The sequence below is a fragment of the Olleya aquimaris genome (assembly GCF_003259525.1).
In the GTDB taxonomy this organism is placed as follows: Bacteria; Bacteroidota; Bacteroidia; order Flavobacteriales; family Flavobacteriaceae; genus Olleya; species Olleya aquimaris.
This window is the reverse complement of the sequence record NZ_QLLO01000001.1, coordinates 260,457-285,578: the sequence shown is the minus strand read 5'-3', so window position 1 is coordinate 285,578 and position 25,122 is coordinate 260,457. Positions and strand designations below refer to the sequence as shown.

Genomic DNA, 25,122 nt, shown 5'->3' with positions numbered 1-25,122 from the left:
TAATATCTTATAAAAAAGGGACACTAAATTAGTGTCCCTTTTTTTTGTTTAAAATAATTTTAACTGCCCTTCTTTATACACGTCATGCAAGGATGTATTTAATTTAGGCATCGTTTTATCTTTAAAGTATTTATGTTTTGCAAGCTTAACTAAATCGTTAATTTGTTTAGCTATCTGACCTTCGCCACGCATACGTGTTCCAAAACGAGAATCGTTTAGATGTCCACCATGACAATTTTCTATTTGATGTAGTACTTTATCTGCCCGATCTGGTAATGTTTTTTTAATCCAATCTTTAAAAATCTCGCCTATTGCGCCATTTAATCTTACAATGGTATGTGCAATACTTAATGCTCCAGCTTCACTAACCGCTTTTGCCAATGGTAAGACCTCATGACTATTAATGGAAGGTATTAAAGGTGCTAACATTACATTAACCGGAATTTTATTATCGCTTAACACTTTTACCGTTTCTAATCGTTTTTTTATGGTTGTTGTTCTGGGCTCCAAAATACGCCTTGTGGTTTCTGACAATGAGGTGATTGAGATATTGACACTAATTAAATGGTCTTTTGCTAAAGCTTTTAAAAGATCTAAATCCCTGAGAATTAAACTGTTTTTTGTAATGATAGCAACAGGATGTTTATACTTTAAAAATACTTTTAGACATTGTCTAGTAATTTTAAAGTGTTGCTCTGCTGGTTGGTAACAATCGGTATTGCCTGACATGACAATGGGTTGTGCTTTCCAAGTTTTCTTTTTTAAAAATTGCTCTAATAATTCTGGAGCTTTCTTTTTTACTAAAATCCGTCGTTCAAAATCTAATCCTGCGCTATAACCCCAAAACTCGTGACTATTCCTTGCGTAACAATAGATGCAACCATGCTCGCAACCTTGATACATATTCATGGAAAAGGCCATACCTACATCTGGACTAGTTACTTTATTAATAATTGTTTTTGGGAAAACTTCTAAATACTGAGTCTTATTTTTATCTGCTTGCTCACCTTCTTTTTCGCAATATTCTAAAAAATCATCACGTAATTCATGCGACAATTCAAAAAAACAATTGTGCGTATTTAACTGAGCACCTCTTCCTTTAATTTTTGAATTGTTAAACATATTTGTAAATTTTTGTAAAATTACAAATATTAAACACCCAGAAATTTAATGTAACTATATTTTATTAACAAAATGTTTGATTATTTACCCGGAAAGTCTGCTTTGCGTTTTTCTAAAAATGCAGTGGTTCCTTCTTTAAAGTCTTCGGTCCCGAAACAAGCTCCAAATTGCTCGATTTCTACTTTAAAACCGTCAATACCATCTTTATAATTAGCATTAACTGCTTTTATGGCTTTACTTATGGCTACTGAAGAGTTTCGCATAATTTTACCAGCTATTTTTTCTGCTAATGGTAATAATTCTTCTTGACTAACCACATGATTAACCAATCCATAATTTAAAGCTGTTTGCGCGTCTATCATACCAGCTGTCATTACTAATTCCATAGCACGACCTTTACCTACTAATTGTGGCAAACGTTGTGTACCTCCGTAACCAGGTATGACTCCTAAACTTACTTCTGGTAATCCCATTTTTGCATTATCACTAGCGACTCTAAAATGACAAGCCATAGCCAATTCTAATCCACCACCTAGTGCAAAACCATTAACTGCTGCAATAACTGGAGTGCTAAGATTTTCAACAAAATCAAACAATAATTCTTGACCTTTTGCTGCTAGTTTTCCGCCATTTTCAACACTAAAATTTGCAAACTCGCTTATATCTGCACCTGCCACAAAAGCTTTTTCGCCACTTCCAGTCACGATGATTACTTTGGTGTTTTCATCTTTATTTGCAGTATCAAATGCTTCGTGCAACTCTTCAATAGTAGCTTTATTTAAAGCATTTAATTTTGAAGGTCTATTAATGGTAATGGTTGTTATTCCGTTTTGGGTTGCTGTAAGTATGTTTTCGTAATTCATAAAAAACGTTGTTTTTTATTCCCTTTTAGAAGGGAATCTTGTTCATTTGAGTTATATGAGACACTTCGACTATGCTTAGTGCGACATTTATCTTGTTATTGTTTAGGAAAAGAAACAGTAAACGTTGTCCCTTTTCCTTCTTCAGACACAAAGGTAATTGTTCCTTGGTAAGTTTCCACAATATTTTTAACCATTGCTAATCCAAGTCCCATTCCGCTAGATTTTGTAGTAAATTTTGGCTCAAAGACTTTGGGTTTGTTTTCGTCTGTAATTCCTTTTCCGTTATCTGAAATTGTAATAATCACGTCGTTATCTTTTTCTGAAACAGTAACTATTAAATTAGGTGTTTTATCTTCAGGTATCGCTTGGATAGCATTTTTTACTAAATTGGTAACCACTCTAATTAATTGTGTTCTATCAAACTTGGCAATTATCTCTTCTTTTTCTGGTTGAAATATGATATAATCTTCATTAAAAATATCTAAAGCCAGATCTATAATTTTAACCACATTAAGGGTTTCGTTTTGTTGCGCAGGCATTTTAGCAAAGTTGGAAAACGCACTTGCAATAGAGCTCATGGTATCTATTTGCTGAATTAACGTTTTACTGTATTCATCTAACTTCTGAACAATATTTGGGTCTTGTGGATCAAACTTACGCTGAAAACTTTGTACGGTTAATCGCATTGGTGTTAATGGATTTTTAATCTCGTGCGCTACTTGTTTTGCCATTTCTCGCCAAGCTTGTTCACGCTCGCTTTTTGCTAATTTTACAGCACTTTCTTCTAATTGATCAATCATACTATTGTATGATTTTACTAGTGTAGAGATTTCTTCAGTTGTACTTTCTATTTCTATTTTTTGATTGCGTTTTTCTAAACGCGTTTGATTCATTTTATCACTAATAGTTTTAAGTGTTCTAGTAATATATTTAGATAAAAAATAGGCTAATGCAATAGCTGTAATAAGCATTAAAATATAGGTATAACCTAGACGTTCAAAAAACTCGTTAAGCTCTCTAGACAGGAAATCGTCATTTTCTAAATAAGGTAAATTTAAAATAGCTAGAGGCTTAAACTTAGTGTCTGTTATGTAAGTGTAAGATGATCTAAAGTTTTCGCCTTTTTCTTCACGCAACTCGACATATTTATGTCCAGAAGTATTAGAAAGTTTGTTTAAAATCTCTGCTCTAATACAAGTTTCAACAGTATCTTGAGGTAAACTTGCTTTAGAAGAGATTAATAGTGTTCCTTCTAAATCGTATAGGTTAACTTTAAGACCATGGATGTCTGCTATTTTATAAATTTCGTCTTTAAAAATTAAAGGTAATTTTTCTGGAATTACCTCAAACGTTGTCTCTCTAATTACAAAATCTAAGTGACGCTTGATGTTTTTTTCTTTACGCTCTAAACGTTGTTGGTGGTAATCTTGGGTTTCTTCACTGTATTGGTAAGCTGCCACTAAAGCAATTAAAATGGAGGCTAAAAGCACCAAAAAAATCATCGCAAAAAAGATGCGAAGTCGTAAAGAGAGTTTTGTTATTTTCATTGCTTAAATATAGCAATAATCAAACCAAAATATAAAGCAAATAGGGTTTTAAGCATTTGGGTTTTTATCACGTATGCGTTTATATAATTTAAAACCTAACATTAAAAGCAATCCTAAAACTACAATACCCACAACACCAAACACCCAATTGATAGCACTTTTAAGTATGACTAAAAAAACAACTGCAAACAGTATAAACGTAGCACCCTCGTTATATAAACGCATAAAATTAGAGGTTTTCTTAACCACATTGTTTTGTAGTTGTTTAAAATATATGTGCGTTTGATACTGATAAATAAAGAGCAACAACACAAACCCTAATTTTACATGCATCCAGGGTTGTTGTAACCAAAAGGGTTGTAAAATTAATAACCATATTGCAAAAATAGTTGCTAAAATGGCACTTGGCCAGGTAATAATATACCATAAGCGTTTAGCCATAAGTTTAAGTTGGTGACCTAAAATGTCTTTGTCTGGTAAGGGTTTATGAAACGCTTCTATTTGATAAACAAATAGTCTAGGAATATAGAATAAACCTGCAAACCAAGTGACTACAAAAATTAGGTGTAACGCTTTTATGTAATTGTAATACTCCATTTATTCCTCTATAAATAAGTAGTTAAGTTGCTTAGCATTAAACGCTTTGTTAAAAGCACTGACTTCATCCGTGATTATGCTATTAAATGTCTCTAATTGCTTATTTATTTTTGAAGTTAATTCATTTTTAACAGCTATATCCTGTTCTGTAGGTGCAAAATCACCCATTCTAACTAATGAGTTTAAATGTCCTAATTTATTAGTTAATCGAATTGGAAAATTTAATGGATCCTGACCACTTCTATTTTTAGTTTGATATAAGGCTTCTTCAATTTTAGTGAATTGCTCTTTAAGTGATTTTGCTTTTTCTAATAAATCTTTTAGACTTTCATCCTCTTTATATTGTGTTTCAAAAGCAGATAATTGCTTACTTACATGTCTCATTTTTTTAATGGCTTTATGCGCATTATCAATAGTTTGGTTTATATCTTTAATAAACATAAACTGTTGCTCCATATCGCTTTGTGTACTCTCTGCATTTGGATTGGCAACAATTGTAAAAGGCTGGGTGGTACTGGTTCCATTAACATTTAAAGCAACCTTATAAGTCCCAGGAATTGCTCTTGGACCATCTAAACTTGCCCACCACAATATCATACCATCTAGTTTTTCTGCTCCTTCATACGTCATATCCCAAATAAATTGGTTAAGTCCTTTTTTTACTTCTAATTTATCTTTCTTTTTGTTTGTAGTCGAAACCGTTTTTATGGTATCTCCTTTTGTATCAAAATAAGTTAGAGACACTTCATCTTCTGGTTTGTAATTTTTTAAATTGAAATAGGTCATCACACCATTTGGATGGTTAGTTCCTGTGGTTTTACTGTTTTTAGAAAAACCACCACGCATTCTGTACGTTGGTTTTGGTTGAAACAATTGTACATCATTTAAATTAGATTTAGATAATTGATGAATTACTGATAAATCATCCAAAATCCACAAGCTACGACCTTGAGTAGCCACAATTAAATTATTGTCTTTTATGGTTAAATCTGTTATTGGAACAATGGGTAAATTAAGCTGAAACGATTGCCAATTTTTACCATCATTAAACGATACGTACAAACCTGTTTCTGTTCCTGCATACAACAACCCTTTTTGTTTAGGATCCTCTCTAAGCACTCTTGTAAAGTGTTCACTTGGTATTCCGGTTGTGATTTTTTTCCAGCTTTTACCGTAATCTGTTGTCTTGTATAAATAGGGTGTAAAATCACCTGTTTTATACTTTGTTCCTGCAACGTAGCAGGTACCAGCATCAAAATGACTTGGTTCAATACTATTAATCATCATCCAATCTGGCATTCCTTTTGGTGTCACGTTTTCCCAGTTTTTTCCTCCATCTTTGGTAACGTGGATTAATCCATCATCACTTCCAACCCAAAGCAATCCCTCTACTAAAGGCGACTCTTGGGCTGCAAAAATGGTACAATAATACTCTACAGACGTGTTGTCTTGAGTTATTGGTCCACCCGAAGATTTTAATTTTTCTGGATCGTTTCTGGTTAAATCTGGACTTATAATTTGCCAAGATTGACCTTCATTTTCTGTTACATGGACATGTTGAGAAAAGGTGTATAATCGATTTGGATTATGCTTAGAAAAAATAATAGGAAAATTCCATTGAAAACGATATTTCATCCCTTCTGCACCATGACCCATTGGGTTATCTGGCCAGACATTTATGGCTCTAACCGTTCCTGTTCTATGATTTTTTCTAGTTAAAAATCCATCATAACTTCCACCATAAACAATGTCGTTATCTTCTGGATCTACTGCTATGTGTGCAGATTCACCTCCTGCAGTACTTTCCCAATCGTCTTCAGAAATTGACCAGCCTTCCGTACGATGCGAAATTCTGATTGTAGAATTGTCCTGTTGTGCTGCATAAATACGATACGGAAAATGATTATCTGTTGTTACTCTATAAAATTGAGACGTTGGTTGGTTGTGATACGTGCTCCAAGTTTCGCCGCCATCATAAGTGACTTGTGCGCCTCCATCATCTCCAATAATCATTCTATTTGGGTCCTCTGGTGCAATCCACAAATCATGATGATCTCCATGAGGTGCGTTGTAAGTTTCAAATGTTTTTCCGCCATCTGTACTTTTATGATAACGCACATTTAAAACATAAACCACATCTACATCTTTTGTATCTGCATAAACACGAGTATAATACCATGCACGCTGGCGTAATTTGCGTTCGCTATTAACTTGCTTCCAAGTTGCTCCACCATCATCACTTCTATACAAACCACCTTTATCTTTATTTTCAATAATAGCCCAAACGCGTTGATTATTTAATGGAGAAACTGTTACACCCATAATACCTAAAGTACTATCAGGGAATCCTTCATTTTTAGAAATCTCAGTCCAAGTTTCACCTTTATCAGTACTTTTCCATAACGCAGAACCTTCTCCTCCTGAGCTTAAACTGTAGGGTGTACGTTGCACACGCCAAGTTGATGCATATAAAATCCTAGGATTGGTTGGGTCTATTAATAAATCAACCACTCCTGCTTGGTCGTTTACAAACAGGGTTTTTTTCCAAGTTTTTCCTCCATCTGTGCTTTTATAAACCCCTCGTTCTTGAGTAGGTGTGTAGATATTACCTAAAACACCAGCGTAAACGGTATTAAAATCTGTAGGATCTATAGCAATTCTTGGAATATGCCTTGAGTTTTTTAACCCAATAGATTCCCAAGATTGCCCAGCATCTACACTTTTATAAACACCATATCCAGAAGACACATTACCACGAACTGTTTTTTCTCCTCCTCCAACATAAATCACATTTGGATCGCTTTTAGCCACTGCAATTGCACCTATGCTTCCACCAAAAAATCCGTCAGAGATATTATCCCAGCTGCGTCCACCATCTAAAGTTTTCCAGATTCCGCCACCTGTAGATCCAAAATAATATAAATTAGGTTGGTTTGGCACTCCTGTAACTGCAGCACTTCTTCCACCTCGAAATGGACCAAGTAATCTGTATTCTAAACCAGAATAATCAGATACGTTAACGGTTTGTGCGTTAGATAATGTTGAAATTAGTATTAAAAAAAGAAAAAATAGCGATTTTAAAGTTTTCATTTTAAGCTTGAATTAGATTGCAAAAAGTAAAAATACGGATTATACCTTATGCTAAAAAAACTAATGTAAACTTAAATAAAAAATTAAACCTCAACAGTATTTTTTGACCATTCATTAATACGATTAGCTAAAAAAGCCACCCAATTATCATCTGTATTTAAGCAAGGAACTGTTGTAAATTGTTTTCCACCAACTTCATGAAAAATTTCTTCGCCTTCCATTGCTATTTCTTCTAGGGTTTCTAAACAATCACTAACAAAAGCAGGAGTTACAATAGCCATATTTTTTATTCCACTTTTTCCTAGACGTTCAATAGTACGGTCTGTGTAAGGTTGTAACCATGGGTCAAATCCTAATCTTGACTGGAAGGATGTTGAATAAGTATTGTCTTCTAAATTAAGATATTCTGCTACTAAACGAGTCACTTCTTTACATTGGTGCTTGTAACAAAACTCGTGTGCAGGAGATGGAGTTTTACAACATATACAATCTATTTTATCGCTTGGTTTACAATGCGAATTTGTGATATCGCTTTTTCTAATGTGACGCTCTGGAACACCATGATACGAGAATAATAAATGCTCATAGGTCTTTCCAGCTAATGATTTTTTAATAGATTCTGAAAGTGCTTTTATATACTCTGGATTATTGTAAAAAGCTGGTAAGCTTTCAATATTTAGATTTGGAAAGTGCTCTTGACGCACTTCTTCTGCTAAGACCAAAATAGTTTCTGTTGTTGCCATAGCAAACTGAGGATATAACGGAATTAAAAACACCTGTTCAACCCCTTTATCTACTAATTCTTGCAATCCTTTTTTAATGGTCATGCTGCCATAACGCATTGCTAATGCTACTGGAAAATCTACTTTTTCTTGAACTTTTTCTTGTAACTGCTCGCTTAACACAATAAGTGGAGAACCGTCTTCCCACCATATTTTTTTATAAGCTTCTGCACTTTGTTTTGGTCTAGTATTTAAAATAATTCCTTTAACAAGCAGTGTTCTTGCCCAAAGCGGAACATCAATAACACGCGGATCCATTAAAAATTCTCCTAAATATTTTTTTACATCTTTAGGTTCTGGACTATCTGGTGATCCAAGATTAACTAGTAAAACGCCTTTTTTCATGTTTTTTCTTTTTCAAAAAGCAAAAATACAACTCTAATTTATAATAATTAAAAAACTTAAAAGATTGCTAATACTTATAGTCTATTAATAGATAATCAAAATCTTTTGTTTAATATTAAGTTTAATATATTTACAAATAGATATTTAAACATTTTATGAAAAATTACATCCTTGCACTATTCTGTGCAATTTCTTTTGCTTCAATTTCTCAAAATCAAAAAAACGAACAAAGTTTATTGTGGGAAATATCTGGGAATAATCTTGAAAAACCATCATACATTTATGGAACCATGCATGTTAGTGCTAAAGTTGCCTTTAGATTAGACGATGTGTTTTTTAATGCTCTTGAAAATAGCGAAAGTGTAGCTTTAGAGTCTGACCCTTCTACTTGGTTAGCTTTTAATTATGAGACAACTACATTAACACCTCAAAATTATTCTCAGAGTTACGATAAAAACTTTTATTCTAGTTTGTTTGGATTAGAACATCCAGAAGAGGTTGCTATTAGAGGAAGTATACGATCTGACAATAGAATGATTAATGGCTATTTATACAGAAAAGATGGTTATGCAGATAATTTTGAAGAAGAAACTTATTTGGACATGTTTATTTACCAAGCTGGTAAAAAGAAAAACAAAACAATATATAGCTTAGAAGATATTGAAGAATCACGCTACTTAGTTTCAAAAGCACAACGTAATGCTAGAAAAAATAAAATAGATCCATGGTTAACTAAATTATATGAAAAAGAAAACCCTTATTTGGTTCAAGAAAACACTTATAGAGACAGAAACTTAGCTTTATTAGACTCGATTGGAGCAGCTTCAAATACAGAGTTTTTTAGAGAGCATATGCTTTACAAGCGTAATGAAAACATGGTACATGTTTTAGACTCGTTAATGCAATACCAAACGGTTTTTGCTGGTGTTGGAGCCGCACATTTACCTGGCAAAAAAGGAATGCTTAAAATGCTGGAAGATAAAGGGTATACTGTAAAACCTTTGGTGTCAGAACAAACTACGGTTGCACAAACTAAAAAAGAGCAAATAGAAGATTACATAGCACCACCAACTATTAAAACACAAACCACTCCAGATGGTTTTTTATCTATAAAAACGTTTACAGAGTTATACGAGTTTTATTATAGTGGACAAAAATATTATATCTCTCCAGATATGACCAATGGTGCCTATCTAACCATTAGTAGATTTAATACTTACGATTATTTACCTAATGAAAAAGAAATCTCTTTAGAGCGATTAGATAACTTTTTATTTGAAGATATTCCTGGAGATATTATTAAAAAAGAAGCCTTAACAACACCATATCCTGGAATTAGTATTTTAAATAAAACCAAAAAAGGAGATTATCAAAAGTATCATATTTACAAAACTCCTTTTGAAGTCATACTAATTAAATTTGCTGGTCAAAAGGAGTATGTTTTAAAAAATGAAGCGCCAATTTTTAGCTCGATACAGTTTAAAACACCAAGTTCAAACTTTAATACATTCACTTCAACCTACAATAAATACGAAGTTAATTTTCCAGAATACCACACCACAGATAATGTACAAAATGCAGGACAAAAACTAATTCAAGGAAAAGTAAATGACGACTACTACTTCCTTAAAGAAATAGCCTATAACGATGTCTATTACATTGAAGAAGATAAATTTGAGGCTAAATTTATTGTTACCAACTTTTTAAAAGATTTTGAAATTGAAGACTCTGAAGGCGAGTTTAAAAATGATAAATATTATAGTTATGAAGGATATGCTAAAAAAGATTCAACTTCAACTGAAAACATTCACCTTAAAAGTATCGTAAAAGACGGAAGCTACTTTTTATTAGGTTATGTTGGTAAAACTGAACAAAAAGCAAAAGACTTTTTTAAATCGTTTACATTTAAAAACGTTACACAAGAAGGTTTTGAAAAAGTAGTTGATACCTCTTTACATTTTTCAGTAATTACTAATACTAAAGCATCACCTCCTTACGATTATTACAGTTATAGTAAACCAAAAGATTACGAAGAAAAAACAAAACGTACCACTTACTACTCTAAAGCAAACGAGCAAGTTTTTATTACAAGATTAAAATTTCATGATTTACAGATGTATAAAAACGTGGACAGTTTATGGAATGAAATTGATGACGAATTAAAATCTATGGATGATATAGATGGGTTTAAAAAATATAAAGTTGCCAATAAAAAGAAGTACAAAAAAGACGACCAATATTTTTATGAGTACACTTTAAAAGATTCCTTAAGCGCCAAAGCTATTTTAGTTAAAAACATCCTTAAAAAAGGTGCATTATTTGAAATTAAAAGTTTAACAGACACTATTTCTAAACCATCAGCTTTTATTACCAATTTTTACGACACTTTTGAGCCATTAGACACCCTTTTAGGCGAGTCTGTTTTTAGCGATAAAACAGAACGTTTCTTTAAAGCCCTTCGTGATAACGATAGTATTGTGTTTAAAGCAAAATCTAAAATAAAGTTTAATAAATCTAACGCCAGCACGATGATAGATTTAATTAAAAACTTCGATTTTCCAGAAAACAAAGAAGACTTTAAAACCTTTTTAATCTCAGAACTAGCAGAGCTTGAAGACCCAAGGACAGACGCTTTTTTAAATAAATTGTATGAGGAATCATACTCTAAACCAGACATACAAAATACTATTTTAAGGTCGTTGTTAAATAAGCCTACTAAAAAATCGTACAACACCTTCTTAACACTGTTAAATAAAGATTTACCATTAAGCGGATCCATAGGCTCTATGTTTTATAATTATAAAGACTCACTAGAACTTAAAAAAACACTGTTCCCAGATTTAATGGAGTTTACAACTATTGAAGAGTATAAAGAGCCTATTTACGAGCTATTAGCACGATTAAAAGACAGTAGCGTTATAAAACCAAAAGCGTATAAGAAGTTTAAAAAACAACTTATCAAAGATGGTAAGATAGAGGTAAAACGTAGTTTAGGATCCAAATCTAGTTACAGCTACAGATCTTACAGCAGCTCGCTTTATGCGTTTGTAAAACTTATTTTCCCTTTTAGAAAAGAGGCAGAAGCCAAAAACTTTTTTGACAAGCTGTTAGATAGCGATAACGTGTCTGCGTTAAGTACCTATTATGTATTACTTGAAGAAGCTGGAGAGCCAATACCAAAAAAGCTTAAGGAAAAAACAATTGACGACTACAAAAATCAAGCAGCTTTAGTAGATAAGATGTACAAGAAAAAGCTATTTAAACCTTATTTAACTGAAAAGATTAGTCAAGAAATGTATGCTAAATCTACTTTATTTGGTAGAAAAACTATTGAAAAAGAACGAGATTCCATTCACTTTTTAGGAAAAAAACCCTTCAAAACAGATGATGATAAAGAAGGCGACATGTACTTTTATATGCTAGTTAGAAAAGAAGATAAAGATGAAACCAAACGTTTTTATTACGCAGGATTTTTAAAACCAGAAAAGCAAGGTAGACTTCAAACCGAAGTATATTACGACTCAGGTTACAGTGGTGATTACATAGACGAAAACGAAGAGGAAGACAAACTAATGAAAGATGTTTTAGACTTAGTCATACATAAAAACCGAATGCGATTAGATGATGGTGGAGGTTATTAATACAATAAAAAAGTGCTTAAAAAATTAAGCACTTTTTTTATATAGACTGCACATATTTCTTTGGCGTTATCCCATACTTCTTTTTAAAAGCAGCAATAAAATGACTAGATGTGCTGTACCCTACTTTTAATCCAACCTCGTTAACATTATTATTACCCGTTTCTAGTAGTTTTCTTGCCACTTCCATTTTGTAATCAAATAAAAAGCTAAAAACAGAATCGCCATAAATTTGCTTAAACCCTTCTTTTAATTTTTTAAGCGGTAAATTAATTTCTTCAGACAACTCTTGTAAAGTTGGTGGTTCAGATAATCTAGCAATAATTATATCTTTTGCTTTTTTAATTTTAGCCACATTGGTTTCGTCAACCAAAAAAGGACATTGCTCAATATTAGCATCTTCACCTCTATTAAAATAAAGACTCAACAGCTCGTAAGCTTTACCTTTAAAATACAGCGTTTTTATTGAAGAGTTAAGGTTGTAATTTATTATCTGATTTAAAGCTATAGCCATAGATGGCGAAATCTTTCCGTCTTTGTAATATTTTTTATCCTTATTATCTTCACTTAAAAACGTGATATAATCCGCTTCTTGAGAGAATAATCCATGAAACTTTTTAATTGAAATCAAAACCGAAACTAACCAACAATCTGGAGCAACCTCTAGATGTATTGGCAAATCGCGTTGCGGATTATACAGAAGCAAAGAGGTTTCTTCAGCAATGTTTAAAGTATATGTACCATTGTTAAAAATAAAGTCGCTTTTACCCTTTAAACAAAAATGAAACTGTATAAAACTACTATCAATATAACGTTCAACTACTTGTTTTACAGCAGTTTCATTTTGATAAGTTAGCACAAAAACGTCTTGATCAACTTGCGTTTCGTTAAAAGAACCTGTAGCGACATTTTTTAGTGATGAAGATAACGCCATAATTGTATTTTATTTAGATTGATTCTAAACTATCAAGCTTAAAACCTCTGATTTCACTGCAAAAATATGACAATTATCATAGTTTAGTAAATTTTAGGGCTAAAAAACCAGAAACGTTATTAAAAGTTCTTTTAGCGTTACTTTTTAAATAATATACAACATAAATTTGCTCTAAATAAAGTCCCAGTCAGGTAAATGGAGCACTATCACATGTCAACAGGCACATATTTTTATGCTTTAGGTTTAAGCTATAAAAAAGCAGATGCAGAAATTAGAGGTCATTTTAGTTTAGATGAAGCCTCAAAATTGGCGCTTTTAAATCAAGCTAAAACTAATGGTATCACTAGCTTAATAGTTACCTCAACCTGTAATCGCACAGAGATTTATGGGTTTGCAGAACATCCTTATCAACTCATCCAATTGCTTTGTGACAATACAATAGGTACTGTTGAAGAGTTTCAAAAATATGCTTACATCTATAAAGGTAAAGAAGCTATTTCGCACTTGTTTAGAGTAGGTTCTGGATTGGATAGTCAAATTTTAGGAGATTTTGAAATTATCGGTCAACTTAAAAAAAGTACATCCATTTCTAAAGAGTATGGATTACTAAATCCATTTATCGAGCGTTTAGTCAACTCGGTTATCCAAGCAAGTAAACGTATAAAAACTGAAACAGATATTTCTTCTGGCGCAACTAGTGTGTCTTTTGCATCTGTACAATATATTTTAAATACTATTGATAACGTAACCGATAAAAACATACTATTATTCGGAACTGGTAAAATAGGTCGTAACACTTGTGAAAACTTAGTAAAACATACTAAAAACGAACACATTACTTTAATAAACAGGACTAAAGATAAAGCCGAAGCTATTGCAGGAAAATTTAATTTATTGGTGAAAGATTATGCCAATCTGCAAGAAGAAATTAATGAAGCAGACATTTTAATTGTAGCAACTGGAGCACAAAATCCAACGGTTGACAAACAATTAATTCAAACTAAAAAAGAGCTGTTAATTTTAGATTTATCGATACCTAAAAATGTGGATGAAAATGTTACCGATTTACCAAACGTAAAACGCATTCACCTTGATGATTTATCGCAAATTACAGATGAAACTTTAGAACGTAGAAAGCAACATATTCCGTTAGCAGAACGTATTATTGAAGAGATTAAAGCAGACTTTATAAGCTGGTTAGAAACCAGAAAATTTGCACCTACCATCAAAGCATTAAAATATAAACTAAAAGATTTTGCGACTACCGAATTAGATACACAGCGTAAAAAAATGGCTAATTTTAATGAAGAGCAAGCCGAAATTATTAGCAATAAAATCATCCAAAAAATAACCAATCATTTCGCTCATCACCTTAAGGATGATGCATTCTCAACAGACGAAAGTTTGGATCTTATAAAAAAAGTGTTTCAATTAGAAGAAACTACAAAGCATGTCTAAAACAATTAGAATTGGAACTCGCGATAGCGAGTTAGCCTTATACCAAGCCAAAGCGGTACAAAATCAACTAGAACATTTAGGTCATAAAACCACTTTAGTTCCTGTAAAATCTACAGGAGACCTCGTGTTAGACAAACCCTTGTACGAACTTGGTATCACAGGAATATTTACTAGAACATTAGATATTGCTATGTTAAATGGCGATATTGATATTGCTGTGCATTCTTTAAAAGATGTGCCAACTGTTTTGCCAAAAGGCATTGTGCAAGCTGCAGTTTTAAAACGTGGTAACGTTAGGGATACGCTTGTATTTAAAAACAATGAAGAGTTTTTAGCTTCTAAAGAAGCTACCATTGCAACCGGAAGTTTACGTAGACGTGCACAATGGTTAAACCGTTATCCAACACACACTGTTGTAGATATTAGAGGTAATGTAAATACTAGATTACAAAAATTGGAAGATAGCGATTGGAATGGAGCTATTTTTGCTGCTGCTGGAATTGGTCGCTTAAACTTAAGACCCGAAGATGCAGTTAATTTAGAATGGATGATACCTGCTCCAGCACAAGGCGCAATTATGATTGCAGCTTTAGAAGAAGATGAAGACACTAGAACTATTTTAGCAGAAATTAACCATGAAGAAACCCAAATTTGCACCTCTATAGAACGTGAGTTTTTAAACCGTTTAGAAGGTGGTTGTACTGCTCCAATTGGAGGGTTGGCGTTTATTAAAAATGACGAAATTACGTTTGAAGGTATTCTTTTAAGTAAAGATGGTACTAAAAAAATACACGTTAAACGTGTTAAAGCTTTAGGCGAACATCATGATCTAGCAGAATGGTGTGCTAATTATATTTTAGAACGTGGTGGTAACCGTTTGATGGATCAACTTAAAGAATCCTACAAAAAAACTAATGTCTATTCAACAAAATCATTAACCGAAGATCAACGCTTTTTGTTTAACGAAAAAGTGAAAGCGGAAAGTTCTGATTTTATAAAAATTAGTTTAAACAGGATTCATCCACGATTTTTAAAAAACGAGATTGAAAACGTCATCATCACAAGTAAAAATGCTGTAGAAGCATTATTAACCAATTATTCTGCGGTTGAGCTTCAATTTAAAAACATTTATTGTGTTGGACGTCGAACCAAAAAAATGATTGAAAAACGCATTGGAAACGTTTTACATTCAGAAAAAAACGCCAAAAGATTGGCAAACTATTTAGTCGAATTTATGGAAGGTACAGAGGTTACTTATTTTTGTAGTGATATTAGATTGGATGAGTTACCAACCATTTTAGCAGAAAACAATATAAAAGTAAATGAAGTAGAAGCCTATCAAACTAAATTTGATAGTGTAAAACTTCCAGAATCTGTAGAAGGAGTTATGTTTTATAGCCCATCAACGGTTCAAAGTTTTAAAAAAGAAAATAATGTAGAAGACAATATGATTGCGTTTTGTATTGGCGAAACCACAGCAAAAGAAGCTAGCAAACATTTTGAAGATGTGCGTGTAGCTAAAGTACCAACTGTAGAAAGTGTGATTGAGTTGGTAAACGAACATTACGTTTAAAACCTCTAGACTACGCTCGAGGAAACAAAATACTGTCTGGTCGAGCGCAGTCGAGACCTATTTAGATAAAATAAAGTTGAATTAAAAAATATTTCCGTTTTCGCGGAAAGTAAACATGATAAAAAACGATTTATTTTTAAGAGCATTAAAAGGAGAAACCGTAGAACGCCCTCCAGTATGGATGATGCGTCAAGCAGGTCGTTATCTTCCAGAATTTATGGAGATAAAAGCTAAATACGACTTTTTTACACGTTGTCAAACCCCAGAATTAGCAAGCGAAATTACAGTACAACCTATTAGAAGATATGGTATGGATGCTGCTATTTTGTTTAGTGATATTTTAGTGATTCCTCAAGCTATGAATATTGAGGTGCAAATGAAACCAAACTTTGGTCCTTATTTACCAAATCCAATTCGCAATCAAAAAGATGTGGATAATGTCATTGTTCCAGACGTAAAAGAAGCATTAAGCTACGTTTACGACGCTATTAAAATGACCAAAGAAAAACTAAATGACGAGATTCCGTTAATTGGTTTTGCAGGATCACCATGGACTATTTTATGCTATTGTGTGCAAGGTCAAGGGTCTAAAAACTTTGATAAAGCCAAAGAATTTTGCTTTACAAATCCTATTGCTGCACATCAATTATTACAAAAAATTACAGACACAACTATTGCTTATTTAAAAGAAAAAGTAAAAGCAGGTTGTAATGCTGTGCAAGTGTTTGATAGTTGGGGAGGCATGCTCTCTCCAGTAGATTATCAAGAGTTTTCTTGGCAATATATTCAGCAAATAATAAATGCCTTAAAGGACGAGGCTCCAGTAATTGCTTTTGGAAAAGGATGTTGGTTTGCCTTAAACGAAATGTCAAAATCTGGTGCTTCAGCATTAGGTATAGATTGGACATGTTCTGCTAGAAACGCACGTTATTTAACAGGTGGAAACATTACTTTACAAGGTAACTTTGATCCAACACGTTTATTTTCGCCTCCAGCAGAAATTAAAAGAATGGTAACGCAAATGATTAACGAGTTTGGTAAAGACAAGTACATCGTTAATTTAGGTCATGGTATATTACCTAATATTCCATTAGAAAATGCGAAAGCCTTTATTGATGCTGTAAAAGAATACAAAGCATAATTTATTAGTCATTACTAGTAACGTAGTGACGTGGTAATCTTTTTATTTACAGATTGCCACATCATGCAAAAGCATGATTCGCAATGAGAAAACGGATTATGATACAAAACATAATAAAAGGTATAAATGGTTATTCTGGTGCATTTGCACTTATTTCAAAGCTCAAGCTTTGGAAATACTTCTTTATACCTATTGTTATCAGCATTATTACTGCAACTATTATTGGTGTTTCGGCTTATGGATTCTCTGATAATATAGGTGGTTTTATTGCAAAAATTTGGTTTTGGGAATGGGGAAAAGAAACTTTTACCACCATTTCAACCTTTATTGGAGGACTAATTGTTTTGGCTATTGGTATTATTCTGTATAAGCATATTATAATGGCATTGTCTGCTCCTTTTATGAGTCCAGTATCCGAAAAAATTGAAGCCCATTTAACAGGTGTAACCAAACACCATCACAGAAAAACCACATTTCAAGAACAACTTTTACGAGGTATCCGAATTAATGTAAGAAACCTTGGTTGCGAGCTACTCATTACATTACCTATTTTACTACTAAAATTTATTCCTGTTGTAAATATTTTTTCGACAGGATTACTAATTTTAGTACAAAGCTATTATGCTGGATTTGGTAACATGGACTATACCTTAGAGCGTCACTTTAATTACAAAGACAGCATTAATTTTATAAAAAGAAACAGAGGAGTAGCTATTGGTAATGGTGTGGTGTTTATTTTGTTTTTATTTATTCCTGTTATTGGAGTTATTTTAGTGTTACCACTTAGCGTGACTGCTGCTTCTTTAAGTACAGTAAAAGCATTAACAGCAGAGCAACAAAATGTACTATCATGATAGGGACATTTAATAATTTCGAAATTAATCCAATACACAGTGGTGATGCTTGGAAAATTTGCGATTTAATGGTTGCCAATCAAGACCGTTTTAAACGTTATTTTCCTAAAACATTAGAGCAAAATTTAACACCAACCTTATCGCAATTATTTGTCGATAAAAAAGTAAAACAAATTGAAAATAAAGACGAGTTTTTATTCACTTTAAAACATTCAGAAACTAGAGATTTAGCAGGATTGATTTATATTAAAGAATTAAACTGGACTACCAAACAAGGCGAATTTGCCTATTGTATTGGCTACCCTTTTGAAGGTCAAGGTTTAACCTCAAGAACGGTTAAAATACTTTCTACATATGCTTTTATTACCTTAGGTTTAAAAACACTTCAAATTATTGCTTTTAAAGACAATATTGGAAGCGTCAAAGTAGCCACAAACAATGGTTTTAAATGGATTAAAACTATAAAACAAGGATTTACTCCTATAGGTGAAAACCCACTAGATATGGAGTTATACGAATTATACAATGAAAAATAAATTTTATAATTACATACAAGAATTACAAAACAGCATCACTTCTGGATTAGAAGCTATAGATGGTAAAGCTACCTTCCAAGAGGATATTTGGGTGCGACCAGAAGGTGGTGGTGGACGAACACGAGTAATTGAAAATGGAAACGTTTTTGAAAAAGGTGGTGTTAATATTTCTGGTGTACATGGTGTATTGCCAGATAGCATGCAAGCCTATTTTGGAGTTAAAGATGCCGATTTTTTCGCCTGTGGATTAAGTTTAGTTTTACATCCAAAAAACCCTATGGTACCAACTGTTCATGCTAATTGGCGTTATTTTGAAATGTATGACAGAGACGGAAATATTGTAGACCAATGGTTTGGAGGTGGACAAGACCTAACGCCTTATTACTTGTTTGAAGAAGATGCCAAACACTTCCATCAAAAGTGTAAAACAGCGTGCGATAAACACAATCCTGAGTTTTATCCAAAATACAAAGCAAGATGTGATGAGTATTTTTACAATTCGCATCGTAACGAAGGTCGAGGTATTGGAGGATTATTTTTTGATTACTGCAAAGCTTCAGATGACATGAATATGCAAAATTGGTATGATTTTGTTACCGAAGTTGGAGATAGTTTTTTAGAGGCTTACCTTCCTATTGTAGAAAAAAGAAAAGATCTAGAGTACACCAAAGCACAACGCGATTGGCAAGAAATACGTCGTGGTCGTTATGTCGAGTTTAATTTAGTACACGACAAAGGAACTCTTTTTGGTTTAAAAACAAACGGAAGAATTGAAAGTATTTTAATGAGTTTGCCTCCACATGTGCAATGGGTTTACGACCACAAACCAGAAGCTGGAAGCGACGAAGAAAAACTAATTAAAGTATTACAAAAACCTATAGATTGGGTATAAATTTTGAGTGAGTAACTTTTAACTTTATACTTATTAACTTTTAACTAATAGAAATGTATCCATTAAGAAGAAACCGAAGACTAAGAACCAACGAAGCTATAAGAAGTTTAGTAAGAGAAACCATCATTTCGCCAAACGACTTTTTAGTGCCACTTTTTATAGTTGAAGGTAAAGGTGTAAAAGAAGAAATTGCATCGATGCCAAACTACTATCGATACAGTTTAGATTTACTAGAAAACGAAGTGAAAGAACTTTGGAAACTGGGTTTAAAATCGGTGTTATTATTTGTAAAAGTACCAGACCATTTAAAAGACAATAAAGGAACAGAAGCGCTTAATCCTAATGGATTAATGCAACGCGCTATTAAAACAGTTAAAAACGCTTGTCCTGACATGTTAGTGATGACTGATGTTGCTTTAGATCCATACTCGTCTTATGGACACGATGGTATTGTTGCAGACGGAAAAATAGTTAATGATGATACTGTTGATGTATTAGCAGACATGAGTCTTTCTCATGCACAAGCTGGAGCAGACTTTGTAGCACCAAGCGACATGATGGATGGTCGTATTTTAACAATACGTGAGACTTTAGAAGAAGAAGGGTTTACAGATACCGGAATTATGAGTTATTCGGCTAAATATGCGTCTGCTTTTTATGGTCCTTTTAGAGATGCTTTAGACTCTGCTCCTGCAGACATCAAAGATGTTCCAAAAGACAAAAAAACCTATCAAATGGATTATGCTAACCGTTTTGAAGCCATTAAAGAAACCGAAATGGATATTGATGAAGGTGCAGACATCGTCATGGTTAAACCAGGTTTATGCTATCTAGATATTGTACGCGAAATTAAAAACGAAGTTGATGTACCTGTTGCAGTGTACCAAGTGTCTGGCGAGTATGCTATGCTTAAAGCTGCAGCAGAAAAAGGGTGGCTAGACCATGATGCTGTGATGCTAGAACAAATTACAGCAATCAAACGTGCTGGCGCAGATGTCATTGCAAGTTACTTTGCAAAGGATGTGGTGAAGTTAATTTCTTAGAAAAGTGAAGAAACTCTTTTACTTACTAAGTTTTATAATACTAGCTGGTTTTGCTTTATTCATTTTTATATTAAATTATAAAGAAAAGCCAGCTGGTTGCGGTGTAAAAGACCCTGTTTTTATTTGTGGGACTTCAAACGGAGTAAATAGTGAAGAAGCTTTTTTAGGAAAAAGTATTTTTAAAGCTAATTGTGCAGCTTGTCATAAACTTGATAAAAATATGACTGGACCTGCATTGAGAGAAATGGGTAAAAAATACGATACTACTATTTTAATTAAATTTATTAGAGGCGAAAAATCACTTATAAAAAGTAAAGACTATAATTCACCTTGTGTTAATTTTCCTAAGCTATCTGACAAAGACATTTCAGACTTGCTGCATTACACCAATTAATTAGTAAAAGCCCCTTCACCTAAATCCAAACCCCAATTTATTCCAATTATTGTGATAAGGTTATCTTTAACTGGGAAGTCTTTTCCAAAACCTCCAGTAATACTAATTTTTGGATTAATTTGGTAAGTAATATTACCTACAGACCTGAATTGTTCATCATTTCCAGAACGCTCTAAATACTCGTAAGCCAATTTAAAATTGTTAAGTTCTAACTCTAACTTTCCGCCTACATCCCAAAAATTTTCATTAAAATAATTTAGTGTTTCATCTACATTAAATCCATTATCAATATATCTTCCTATTCCGTATAGGTGTAAATAGTTTTTATCATTAAACTGAAAAGCAACATCCAAGGTCAACCAACTTCCAACCCTATTTGCTGTGCTGGAATTAATTTCGTTTTCTTTAAATAATAAACTATATGCTACAGCTCCATCTAAACGGATTAATGGCTTGATGTTTTTAGGATTAAAATAAAAGTCTAAAACTTTTTTACTGGTTTCAGTAAAATAGGCTTTTACCAGTGCATCAGCATCTATGTAATTAGTCTTGTATTGCTCATATTTTTCTAAAAACTTAACTGCTGCATCAGAATAGTTTTTGGGTATATTTCCATTTTCTATAAAATCTTCACACTTTTTTCTGTTTGGGGTAGTTTCGTTAAACCCTCTAATATATTTATCAAACTTGGTTAAAGCTTCATTAGTATAAGCTTTATCTACAATGTTTATAACATCAAGAAGTGTTGTGGTTCTTTCTTTACCATAATACTCAAACAATGTTGTTCTTAAACCAATTGCCAATGTTTTTTTAGCTTCTTCAAAACCTTCAAACTTTTTTTGAATATACCCTAATGAGAAAGACGTATTGGTCTGTAAAGATTTAAAAGGATCAATTCTATATTCAGATTTTTTATTTGTTGATATACCTCTGTAATCCTTATAAGATTTGTCTTTTTTATTAGATAATAACCAATACGGATTAGTTTCTAAAGCAATATTACCATTTGCAAAACCATTAGATACATATAAGGCTAAACTTTTTAAATTTTCGGGTGTATTAATAGCGGTTGGCGTTTCTTCTAATATTGAAAAGGCAGGATTTGTTGTGCTTTCAAAATTAAAATCGTTGATGGTTTTAGGTGTATCATCTTCTTGAGCTGATAAATTGAAAACACAGCATACAATACATAATAAGGACAGTCTCATAGTTATTAATTTAATGATTCGATAAAAACTCTTTGTTTGTTTAATACGTTTTCTTTTAAAACAATCTCAATTTGCTTTTTAATAGTAAATTGCTCATCTCCATTATCAATATATTCATCTTCAAAATCAACAAAAGTAGAATAGTAAGTCTTCCTAGTATCTTGGTCATACAAGCTATATCGCACAATGGTTTCTTGCATAATTCTAGGCTTATTTGGCTCTTGATTACTGTCCACCATAAACTGTATATTGATTTCTAACACAGCACGCACTTTAGCTTCTTCTTTTGTAAACGATGCGCTTGTAGGCGAAGTATTATCTAAAATTTCAAAATCACTCAAATCACTTTTTTTTCTGAGAAAAAAAGCAATCTCATTTAATTGTTGTGCTTTTGTTTCTATTGCTGTGATATTAACGTTAATTTTTTGATTGTTATCGTAAGTTTCAAATTGTTCCATAATCTATTTAATTTTAGTGTTTAACAACTCTTTAATGTCGCTAATATCCATAGTACAATTAACTAATTTTGGAATTTTTATAGCTTTAGTAATGGTACTATCTTTAGTGGTTAATAACGTTAATTCAATTATTTTATCCTTCGTAAATTTAGCTTCAACTGTTACTTTATTTTCACCTTTTACTTTAGATACTTTTAATTGTTGAGTTTTTATAAAGTCTTTCAATCCTTCATCTTCGTACCCAGAGATTGTATCTGCTCTAGCTTCAATTTTATAAAGTTTTGCTTTTGCAGCCTTATCTTTATTTAAAAAGTAAAAAGAAGCTGTACCTCCTACCAATATTGCTATGGTAGCCCTAGCAACCCATCTTTTAGCACTAATAACATCCTCTTGTAAACTCAAGACTAATTTATTGTATGCATCATTTATTTTTAAAGGACTTCTTAAATCTAGGGTTTCTAATTGTGCTTTTTGACCAACAGAAATTTTAAATTGAGCCAATAATAAAATTATGTATGGCAAAATAAAGGCTAAATAGACTTTATAATCTGTTGTTGTTGTAATAAGCGAAGATGTTAATCCAAGAAAAGTATAAAACCCTAATAAGGCTTTTAGGTAATTACTTTGATTTTTTAAATGTTTTTTTAAGTTAGTAAAGGTTTCATTTACTAACGTTTGACCTTTTTCTAACCAAAAAGTGTCAAAATCTTTTAGCTCGCTCATGGTTTATTAGATGTTAAAAACACGCTTTGTGTATGTCCAGATGGACATGTTACGACGATATAGTCTGTAATAGTGCCTGTTGTAGTTACTGTGTTTTCTCTTGAAGTTTTAAAATCTAATTCCTCTACTGGTGTAGCAACAACAGTATCTATGGAAGAAGTAACAACATTAAATTTGAGTTTACAATCGGTTTTATAGCAAGTTTTCTCTGTAATCTGGTAAGTTTTAGTATCCATAATTTAAAGATTTAAATTTGGCTACTAATTAATTGTAGGGAATAATTAATAATTACAAGTTAAGAAAAATATAGCTATTTTTACAAAAAAACTATCTGAAATTAATGGCTTTACTAATATTTTACGGAGTAATCTCTATCTTTTTTTCATTTTTATGCTCTATCCTAGAAGCAGTATTATTAAGTGTAACACCAACTTTTATTAATGTAAAAAAACAAGAAGGGAAGCATTATGCGCTAAAACTTGAAGCCTTAAAAAAAGACGTTGACAGACCATTAATTGCAATTTTAACTCTTAATACCATTGCACACACTGTTGGAGCAATTTTAGTAGGTAAAGAAGCCGAAGGACTATACGGAAGTGGTGATGGTTATGGTGTTTTTATAGTGTCTGCAGTTATGACTATTTTAATATTAGTTGCTTCAGAAATTATACCAAAAACTATTGGTGCTACGTACTGGAAAAGTCTAGCTAATTTTACCACTAAAGCACTTAATGTTTTAATTTTTCCTTTAAAATGGACTGGGTTATTATGGCTCATGCAACTTACTACAAAACTAATTGGTGGTAAAGGTCATGGAAGCGTTTTAAGTCGTGAAGGGTTTTTAGTGATGGCAGATATGGCTCATGAAGAAGGCGTTTTTGAAGGTAACGAAAGTAAGATTATTAAAAATTTATTAACCTTTAAAGAAGTATTTGCAAAGGATGTCATGACGCCTAGAACAGTTATGAAGTCTGAAAACGAAACCACTACAGTCGAAGACTTTTTTAATAAAAACATGAATCTTCGTTTTTCTAGAATCCCTGTGTATGCAGATACAGAAGACAATATTAAAGGTCTAGTTTTAAAAGACGAAATTTTTAAAGAAATGGCTTTGGGTAATGGTAGCAAAAAACTATCAGAACTTAAAAGAGATATAATAATAGTAAATCGTGATTTAGCTATCCCTACCCTTTTTGAAAAACTTGTAGAAACCAGAAACCACATGGCTTTAGTGGTTGACGAGTATGGATCTGTAAGCGGAATAGTAACCATGGAAGACGTGATTGAAACCTTATTAGGCATGGAGATTATGGATGAAAGTGACAACGTTAGCGATTTACAAAGTTTAGCCAGAAAAAGCTGGGAAGCTCGAGCTAAAAAGCTAGGTATTATTGACCATAACGGACAAGTATCTAATCCTGAATAAATGGAAGAGTGCATCATCAAATCGCCTTTAGGTTACACCAAAATAGTAGGTGATAAAGATGGTATTACTTCTGTAACTGTTCTGAATTCAGAAGAAAAAATAACTGATATTATTCCAGATGTTTTAGAAGATTGTGTGCTTCAGCTTAACGAGTATTTTGAAGGTACACGACAACAATTTAGTTTAAAACTAAATCCGCAAGGGACTATTTTTCAAAAACACGTTTGGGAAGAACTGCAAAACATTCCCTACGGAAAAACAACCTCTTATCTTTCGTTATCAAAAAAACTTGGAGACGTTAAAGCTATTCGTGCTGTTGCAAATGCTAATGGTAAAAACCCCTTATGGATTATTATTCCGTGTCATCGTGTTATTGGTAGTGACGGAAGTTTAACTGGTTATGCTGGTGGATTACACAGAAAACAATGGTTACTTGAACACGAAAGTCCATACAAGCAGCAAAGTCTGTTTTAGGTTTATTTCCAATTTAATTTTCTA

22 protein-coding genes are annotated in these 25,122 nt (G+C 32.5%); 11 read left to right on the top strand and 11 right to left on the bottom strand.

The annotated features are described in order from the left end of the window. Window positions 1-48: 48 nt before the first annotated feature. The 6 genes from LY08_RS01265 to hemH form a co-directional block, all read right to left on the bottom strand. Entirely contained in the window at window positions 49-1,122 is a 1,074-nt protein-coding gene (locus LY08_RS01265; protein ID WP_111658622.1) for a PA0069 family radical SAM protein, read from the bottom strand. 80 nt (window positions 1,123-1,202) lie between these two features. Next, window positions 1,203-1,985: an enoyl-CoA hydratase/isomerase family protein gene (locus LY08_RS01260; protein ID WP_111658621.1), complete on the bottom strand. Its 783-nt coding sequence runs from the start codon at window positions 1,983-1,985 to the stop codon at window positions 1,203-1,205. A gap of 95 nt (window positions 1,986-2,080) precedes the next feature. Beyond that, entirely contained in the window at window positions 2,081-3,532 is a 1,452-nt protein-coding gene (locus tag LY08_RS01255) for a sensor histidine kinase (RefSeq protein WP_111658620.1), read from the bottom strand. 48 nt (window positions 3,533-3,580) lie between these two features. Further along, complete coding sequence (locus tag LY08_RS01250) at window positions 3,581-4,129, bottom strand: CopD family protein (RefSeq protein ID WP_111658619.1); 549 nt, start codon at window positions 4,127-4,129, stop codon at window positions 3,581-3,583. Further along, the gene (locus LY08_RS01245) at window positions 4,130-7,219 is read right to left on the bottom strand and encodes a VPS10 domain-containing protein (RefSeq protein WP_111658618.1); all 3,090 of its coding nucleotides are present in this window, start codon (window positions 7,217-7,219) and stop codon (window positions 4,130-4,132) included. It abuts the gene before it with no gap. 83 nt (window positions 7,220-7,302) lie between these two features. After that, a complete protein-coding gene (gene hemH / locus LY08_RS01240; protein WP_111658617.1) occupies window positions 7,303-8,346 on the bottom strand; it encodes a ferrochelatase in 1,044 nt (347 codons plus the stop codon). A gap of 155 nt (window positions 8,347-8,501) precedes the next feature. Between hemH and LY08_RS01235 the strand changes: the two genes are divergently transcribed. Further along, window positions 8,502-11,987, top strand: a complete 3,486-nt coding sequence (locus LY08_RS01235) for a TraB/GumN family protein (protein ID WP_111658616.1) — start codon at window positions 8,502-8,504, stop codon at window positions 11,985-11,987. A gap of 37 nt (window positions 11,988-12,024) precedes the next feature. On the opposite strand, the gene LY08_RS01230 is transcribed toward LY08_RS01235, so the two are convergent. Beyond that, window positions 12,025-12,918 (bottom strand): helix-turn-helix transcriptional regulator, encoded by an 894-nt coding sequence (locus LY08_RS01230; protein WP_111658615.1) that lies wholly within the window; start codon window positions 12,916-12,918, stop codon window positions 12,025-12,027. A 195-nt stretch (window positions 12,919-13,113) separates the two neighbouring features. Between LY08_RS01230 and hemA the strand changes: the two genes are divergently transcribed. The 8 genes from hemA to LY08_RS01190 all read left to right on the top strand — a co-directional run bounded on the left by hemA (window position 13,114) and on the right by LY08_RS01190 (window position 20,809). Further along, a complete protein-coding gene (hemA, locus tag LY08_RS01225; RefSeq protein WP_111658614.1) occupies window positions 13,114-14,376 on the top strand; it encodes a glutamyl-tRNA reductase in 1,263 nt (420 codons plus the stop codon). Next, entirely contained in the window at window positions 14,369-15,949 is a 1,581-nt protein-coding gene (gene hemC, locus LY08_RS01220; RefSeq protein WP_111658613.1) for a hydroxymethylbilane synthase, read from the top strand. The genes hemA and hemC overlap by 8 nt, the downstream gene beginning before the upstream one ends. A gap of 115 nt (window positions 15,950-16,064) precedes the next feature. Next, window positions 16,065-17,090, top strand: a complete 1,026-nt coding sequence (gene hemE, locus LY08_RS01215; protein WP_111658612.1) for a uroporphyrinogen decarboxylase — start codon at window positions 16,065-16,067, stop codon at window positions 17,088-17,090. 98 nt (window positions 17,091-17,188) lie between these two features. Then, window positions 17,189-17,944, top strand: a complete 756-nt coding sequence (locus tag LY08_RS01210; RefSeq protein WP_111658611.1) for an EI24 domain-containing protein — start codon at window positions 17,189-17,191, stop codon at window positions 17,942-17,944. Beyond that, on the top strand, window positions 17,941-18,480 hold the full coding sequence (locus LY08_RS01205; protein ID WP_111658610.1) for a GNAT family N-acetyltransferase: 540 nt from the start codon (window positions 17,941-17,943) through the stop codon (window positions 18,478-18,480). Before LY08_RS01210 ends, LY08_RS01205 begins: the two co-directional genes overlap by 4 nt. Beyond that, entirely contained in the window at window positions 18,470-19,372 is a 903-nt protein-coding gene (hemF, locus tag LY08_RS01200; RefSeq protein WP_111658609.1) for an oxygen-dependent coproporphyrinogen oxidase, read from the top strand. The genes LY08_RS01205 and hemF overlap by 11 nt, the downstream gene beginning before the upstream one ends. 53 nt (window positions 19,373-19,425) lie before the next feature. Continuing rightward, on the top strand, window positions 19,426-20,415 hold the full coding sequence (gene hemB / locus LY08_RS01195; protein ID WP_111658608.1) for a porphobilinogen synthase: 990 nt from the start codon (window positions 19,426-19,428) through the stop codon (window positions 20,413-20,415). Between the two features lie 4 nt (window positions 20,416-20,419). Further along, window positions 20,420-20,809: a cytochrome c gene (locus LY08_RS01190; RefSeq protein WP_111658607.1), complete on the top strand. Its 390-nt coding sequence runs from the start codon at window positions 20,420-20,422 to the stop codon at window positions 20,807-20,809. On the opposite strand, the gene LY08_RS01185 is transcribed toward LY08_RS01190, so the two are convergent. Genes LY08_RS01185 through LY08_RS01170 form a run of 4 tightly spaced genes read right to left on the bottom strand, consistent with a single transcriptional unit; the run spans window position 20,806 to window position 23,434 of the window. Further along, entirely contained in the window at window positions 20,806-22,017 is a 1,212-nt protein-coding gene (locus LY08_RS01185; RefSeq protein ID WP_111658606.1) for a hypothetical protein, read from the bottom strand. The genes LY08_RS01190 and LY08_RS01185 overlap by 4 nt on opposite strands. A gap of 5 nt (window positions 22,018-22,022) precedes the next feature. Continuing rightward, complete coding sequence (locus LY08_RS01180; protein WP_111658605.1) at window positions 22,023-22,475, bottom strand: hypothetical protein; 453 nt, start codon at window positions 22,473-22,475, stop codon at window positions 22,023-22,025. A gap of 3 nt (window positions 22,476-22,478) precedes the next feature. Continuing rightward, a complete protein-coding gene (locus LY08_RS01175; RefSeq protein ID WP_111658604.1) occupies window positions 22,479-23,198 on the bottom strand; it encodes a hypothetical protein in 720 nt (239 codons plus the stop codon). Beyond that, entirely contained in the window at window positions 23,195-23,434 is a 240-nt protein-coding gene (locus LY08_RS01170) for a hypothetical protein (RefSeq protein ID WP_111658603.1), read from the bottom strand. The genes LY08_RS01175 and LY08_RS01170 overlap by 4 nt, the downstream gene beginning before the upstream one ends. Window positions 23,435-23,538: 104 nt before the next feature. Between LY08_RS01170 and LY08_RS01165 the strand changes: the two genes are divergently transcribed. Both LY08_RS01165 and LY08_RS01160 read left to right on the top strand, forming a co-directional pair. Then, on the top strand, window positions 23,539-24,624 hold the full coding sequence (locus tag LY08_RS01165) for a CNNM domain-containing protein (protein ID WP_111658602.1): 1,086 nt from the start codon (window positions 23,539-23,541) through the stop codon (window positions 24,622-24,624). Then, entirely contained in the window at window positions 24,625-25,098 is a 474-nt protein-coding gene (locus LY08_RS01160) for a methylated-DNA--[protein]-cysteine S-methyltransferase (RefSeq protein WP_111658601.1), read from the top strand. It abuts the gene before it with no gap. Window positions 25,099-25,122 lie beyond the last annotated feature (24 nt).

Coding starts and splice junctions, on each gene's coding strand:
- hemC (WP_111658613.1), top strand. CDS start 14,369: ATGTCTAAAACAATTAGAATTGGAACTCGCGATAGCGAGTTAGCCTTA.
- LY08_RS01205 (WP_111658610.1), top strand. CDS start 17,941: ATGATAGGGACATTTAATAATTTCGAAATTAATCCAATACACAGTGGT.
- hemB (WP_111658608.1), top strand. CDS start 19,426: ATGTATCCATTAAGAAGAAACCGAAGACTAAGAACCAACGAAGCTATA.
- hemF (WP_111658609.1), top strand. CDS start 18,470: ATGAAAAATAAATTTTATAATTACATACAAGAATTACAAAACAGCATC.
- LY08_RS01175 (WP_111658604.1), bottom strand. CDS start 23,198: ATGAGCGAGCTAAAAGATTTTGACACTTTTTGGTTAGAAAAAGGTCAA.
- LY08_RS01165 (WP_111658602.1), top strand. CDS start 23,539: ATGGCTTTACTAATATTTTACGGAGTAATCTCTATCTTTTTTTCATTT.
- hemA (WP_111658614.1), top strand. CDS start 13,114: ATGGAGCACTATCACATGTCAACAGGCACATATTTTTATGCTTTAGGT.
- LY08_RS01170 (WP_111658603.1), bottom strand. CDS start 23,434: ATGGATACTAAAACTTACCAGATTACAGAGAAAACTTGCTATAAAACC.
- LY08_RS01160 (WP_111658601.1), top strand. CDS start 24,625: ATGGAAGAGTGCATCATCAAATCGCCTTTAGGTTACACCAAAATAGTA.
- LY08_RS01245 (WP_111658618.1), bottom strand. CDS start 7,219: ATGAAAACTTTAAAATCGCTATTTTTTCTTTTTTTAATACTAATTTCA.
- LY08_RS01235 (WP_111658616.1), top strand. CDS start 8,502: ATGAAAAATTACATCCTTGCACTATTCTGTGCAATTTCTTTTGCTTCA.
- hemH (WP_111658617.1), bottom strand. CDS start 8,346: ATGAAAAAAGGCGTTTTACTAGTTAATCTTGGATCACCAGATAGTCCA.
- LY08_RS01265 (WP_111658622.1), bottom strand. CDS start 1,122: ATGTTTAACAATTCAAAAATTAAAGGAAGAGGTGCTCAGTTAAATACG.
- hemE (WP_111658612.1), top strand. CDS start 16,065: ATGATAAAAAACGATTTATTTTTAAGAGCATTAAAAGGAGAAACCGTA.
- LY08_RS01250 (WP_111658619.1), bottom strand. CDS start 4,129: ATGGAGTATTACAATTACATAAAAGCGTTACACCTAATTTTTGTAGTC.
- LY08_RS01180 (WP_111658605.1), bottom strand. CDS start 22,475: ATGGAACAATTTGAAACTTACGATAACAATCAAAAAATTAACGTTAAT.
- LY08_RS01185 (WP_111658606.1), bottom strand. CDS start 22,017: ATGAGACTGTCCTTATTATGTATTGTATGCTGTGTTTTCAATTTATCA.
- LY08_RS01255 (WP_111658620.1), bottom strand. CDS start 3,532: ATGAAAATAACAAAACTCTCTTTACGACTTCGCATCTTTTTTGCGATG.
- LY08_RS01260 (WP_111658621.1), bottom strand. CDS start 1,985: ATGAATTACGAAAACATACTTACAGCAACCCAAAACGGAATAACAACC.
- LY08_RS01230 (WP_111658615.1), bottom strand. CDS start 12,918: ATGGCGTTATCTTCATCACTAAAAAATGTCGCTACAGGTTCTTTTAAC.
- LY08_RS01210 (WP_111658611.1), top strand. CDS start 17,189: ATGATACAAAACATAATAAAAGGTATAAATGGTTATTCTGGTGCATTT.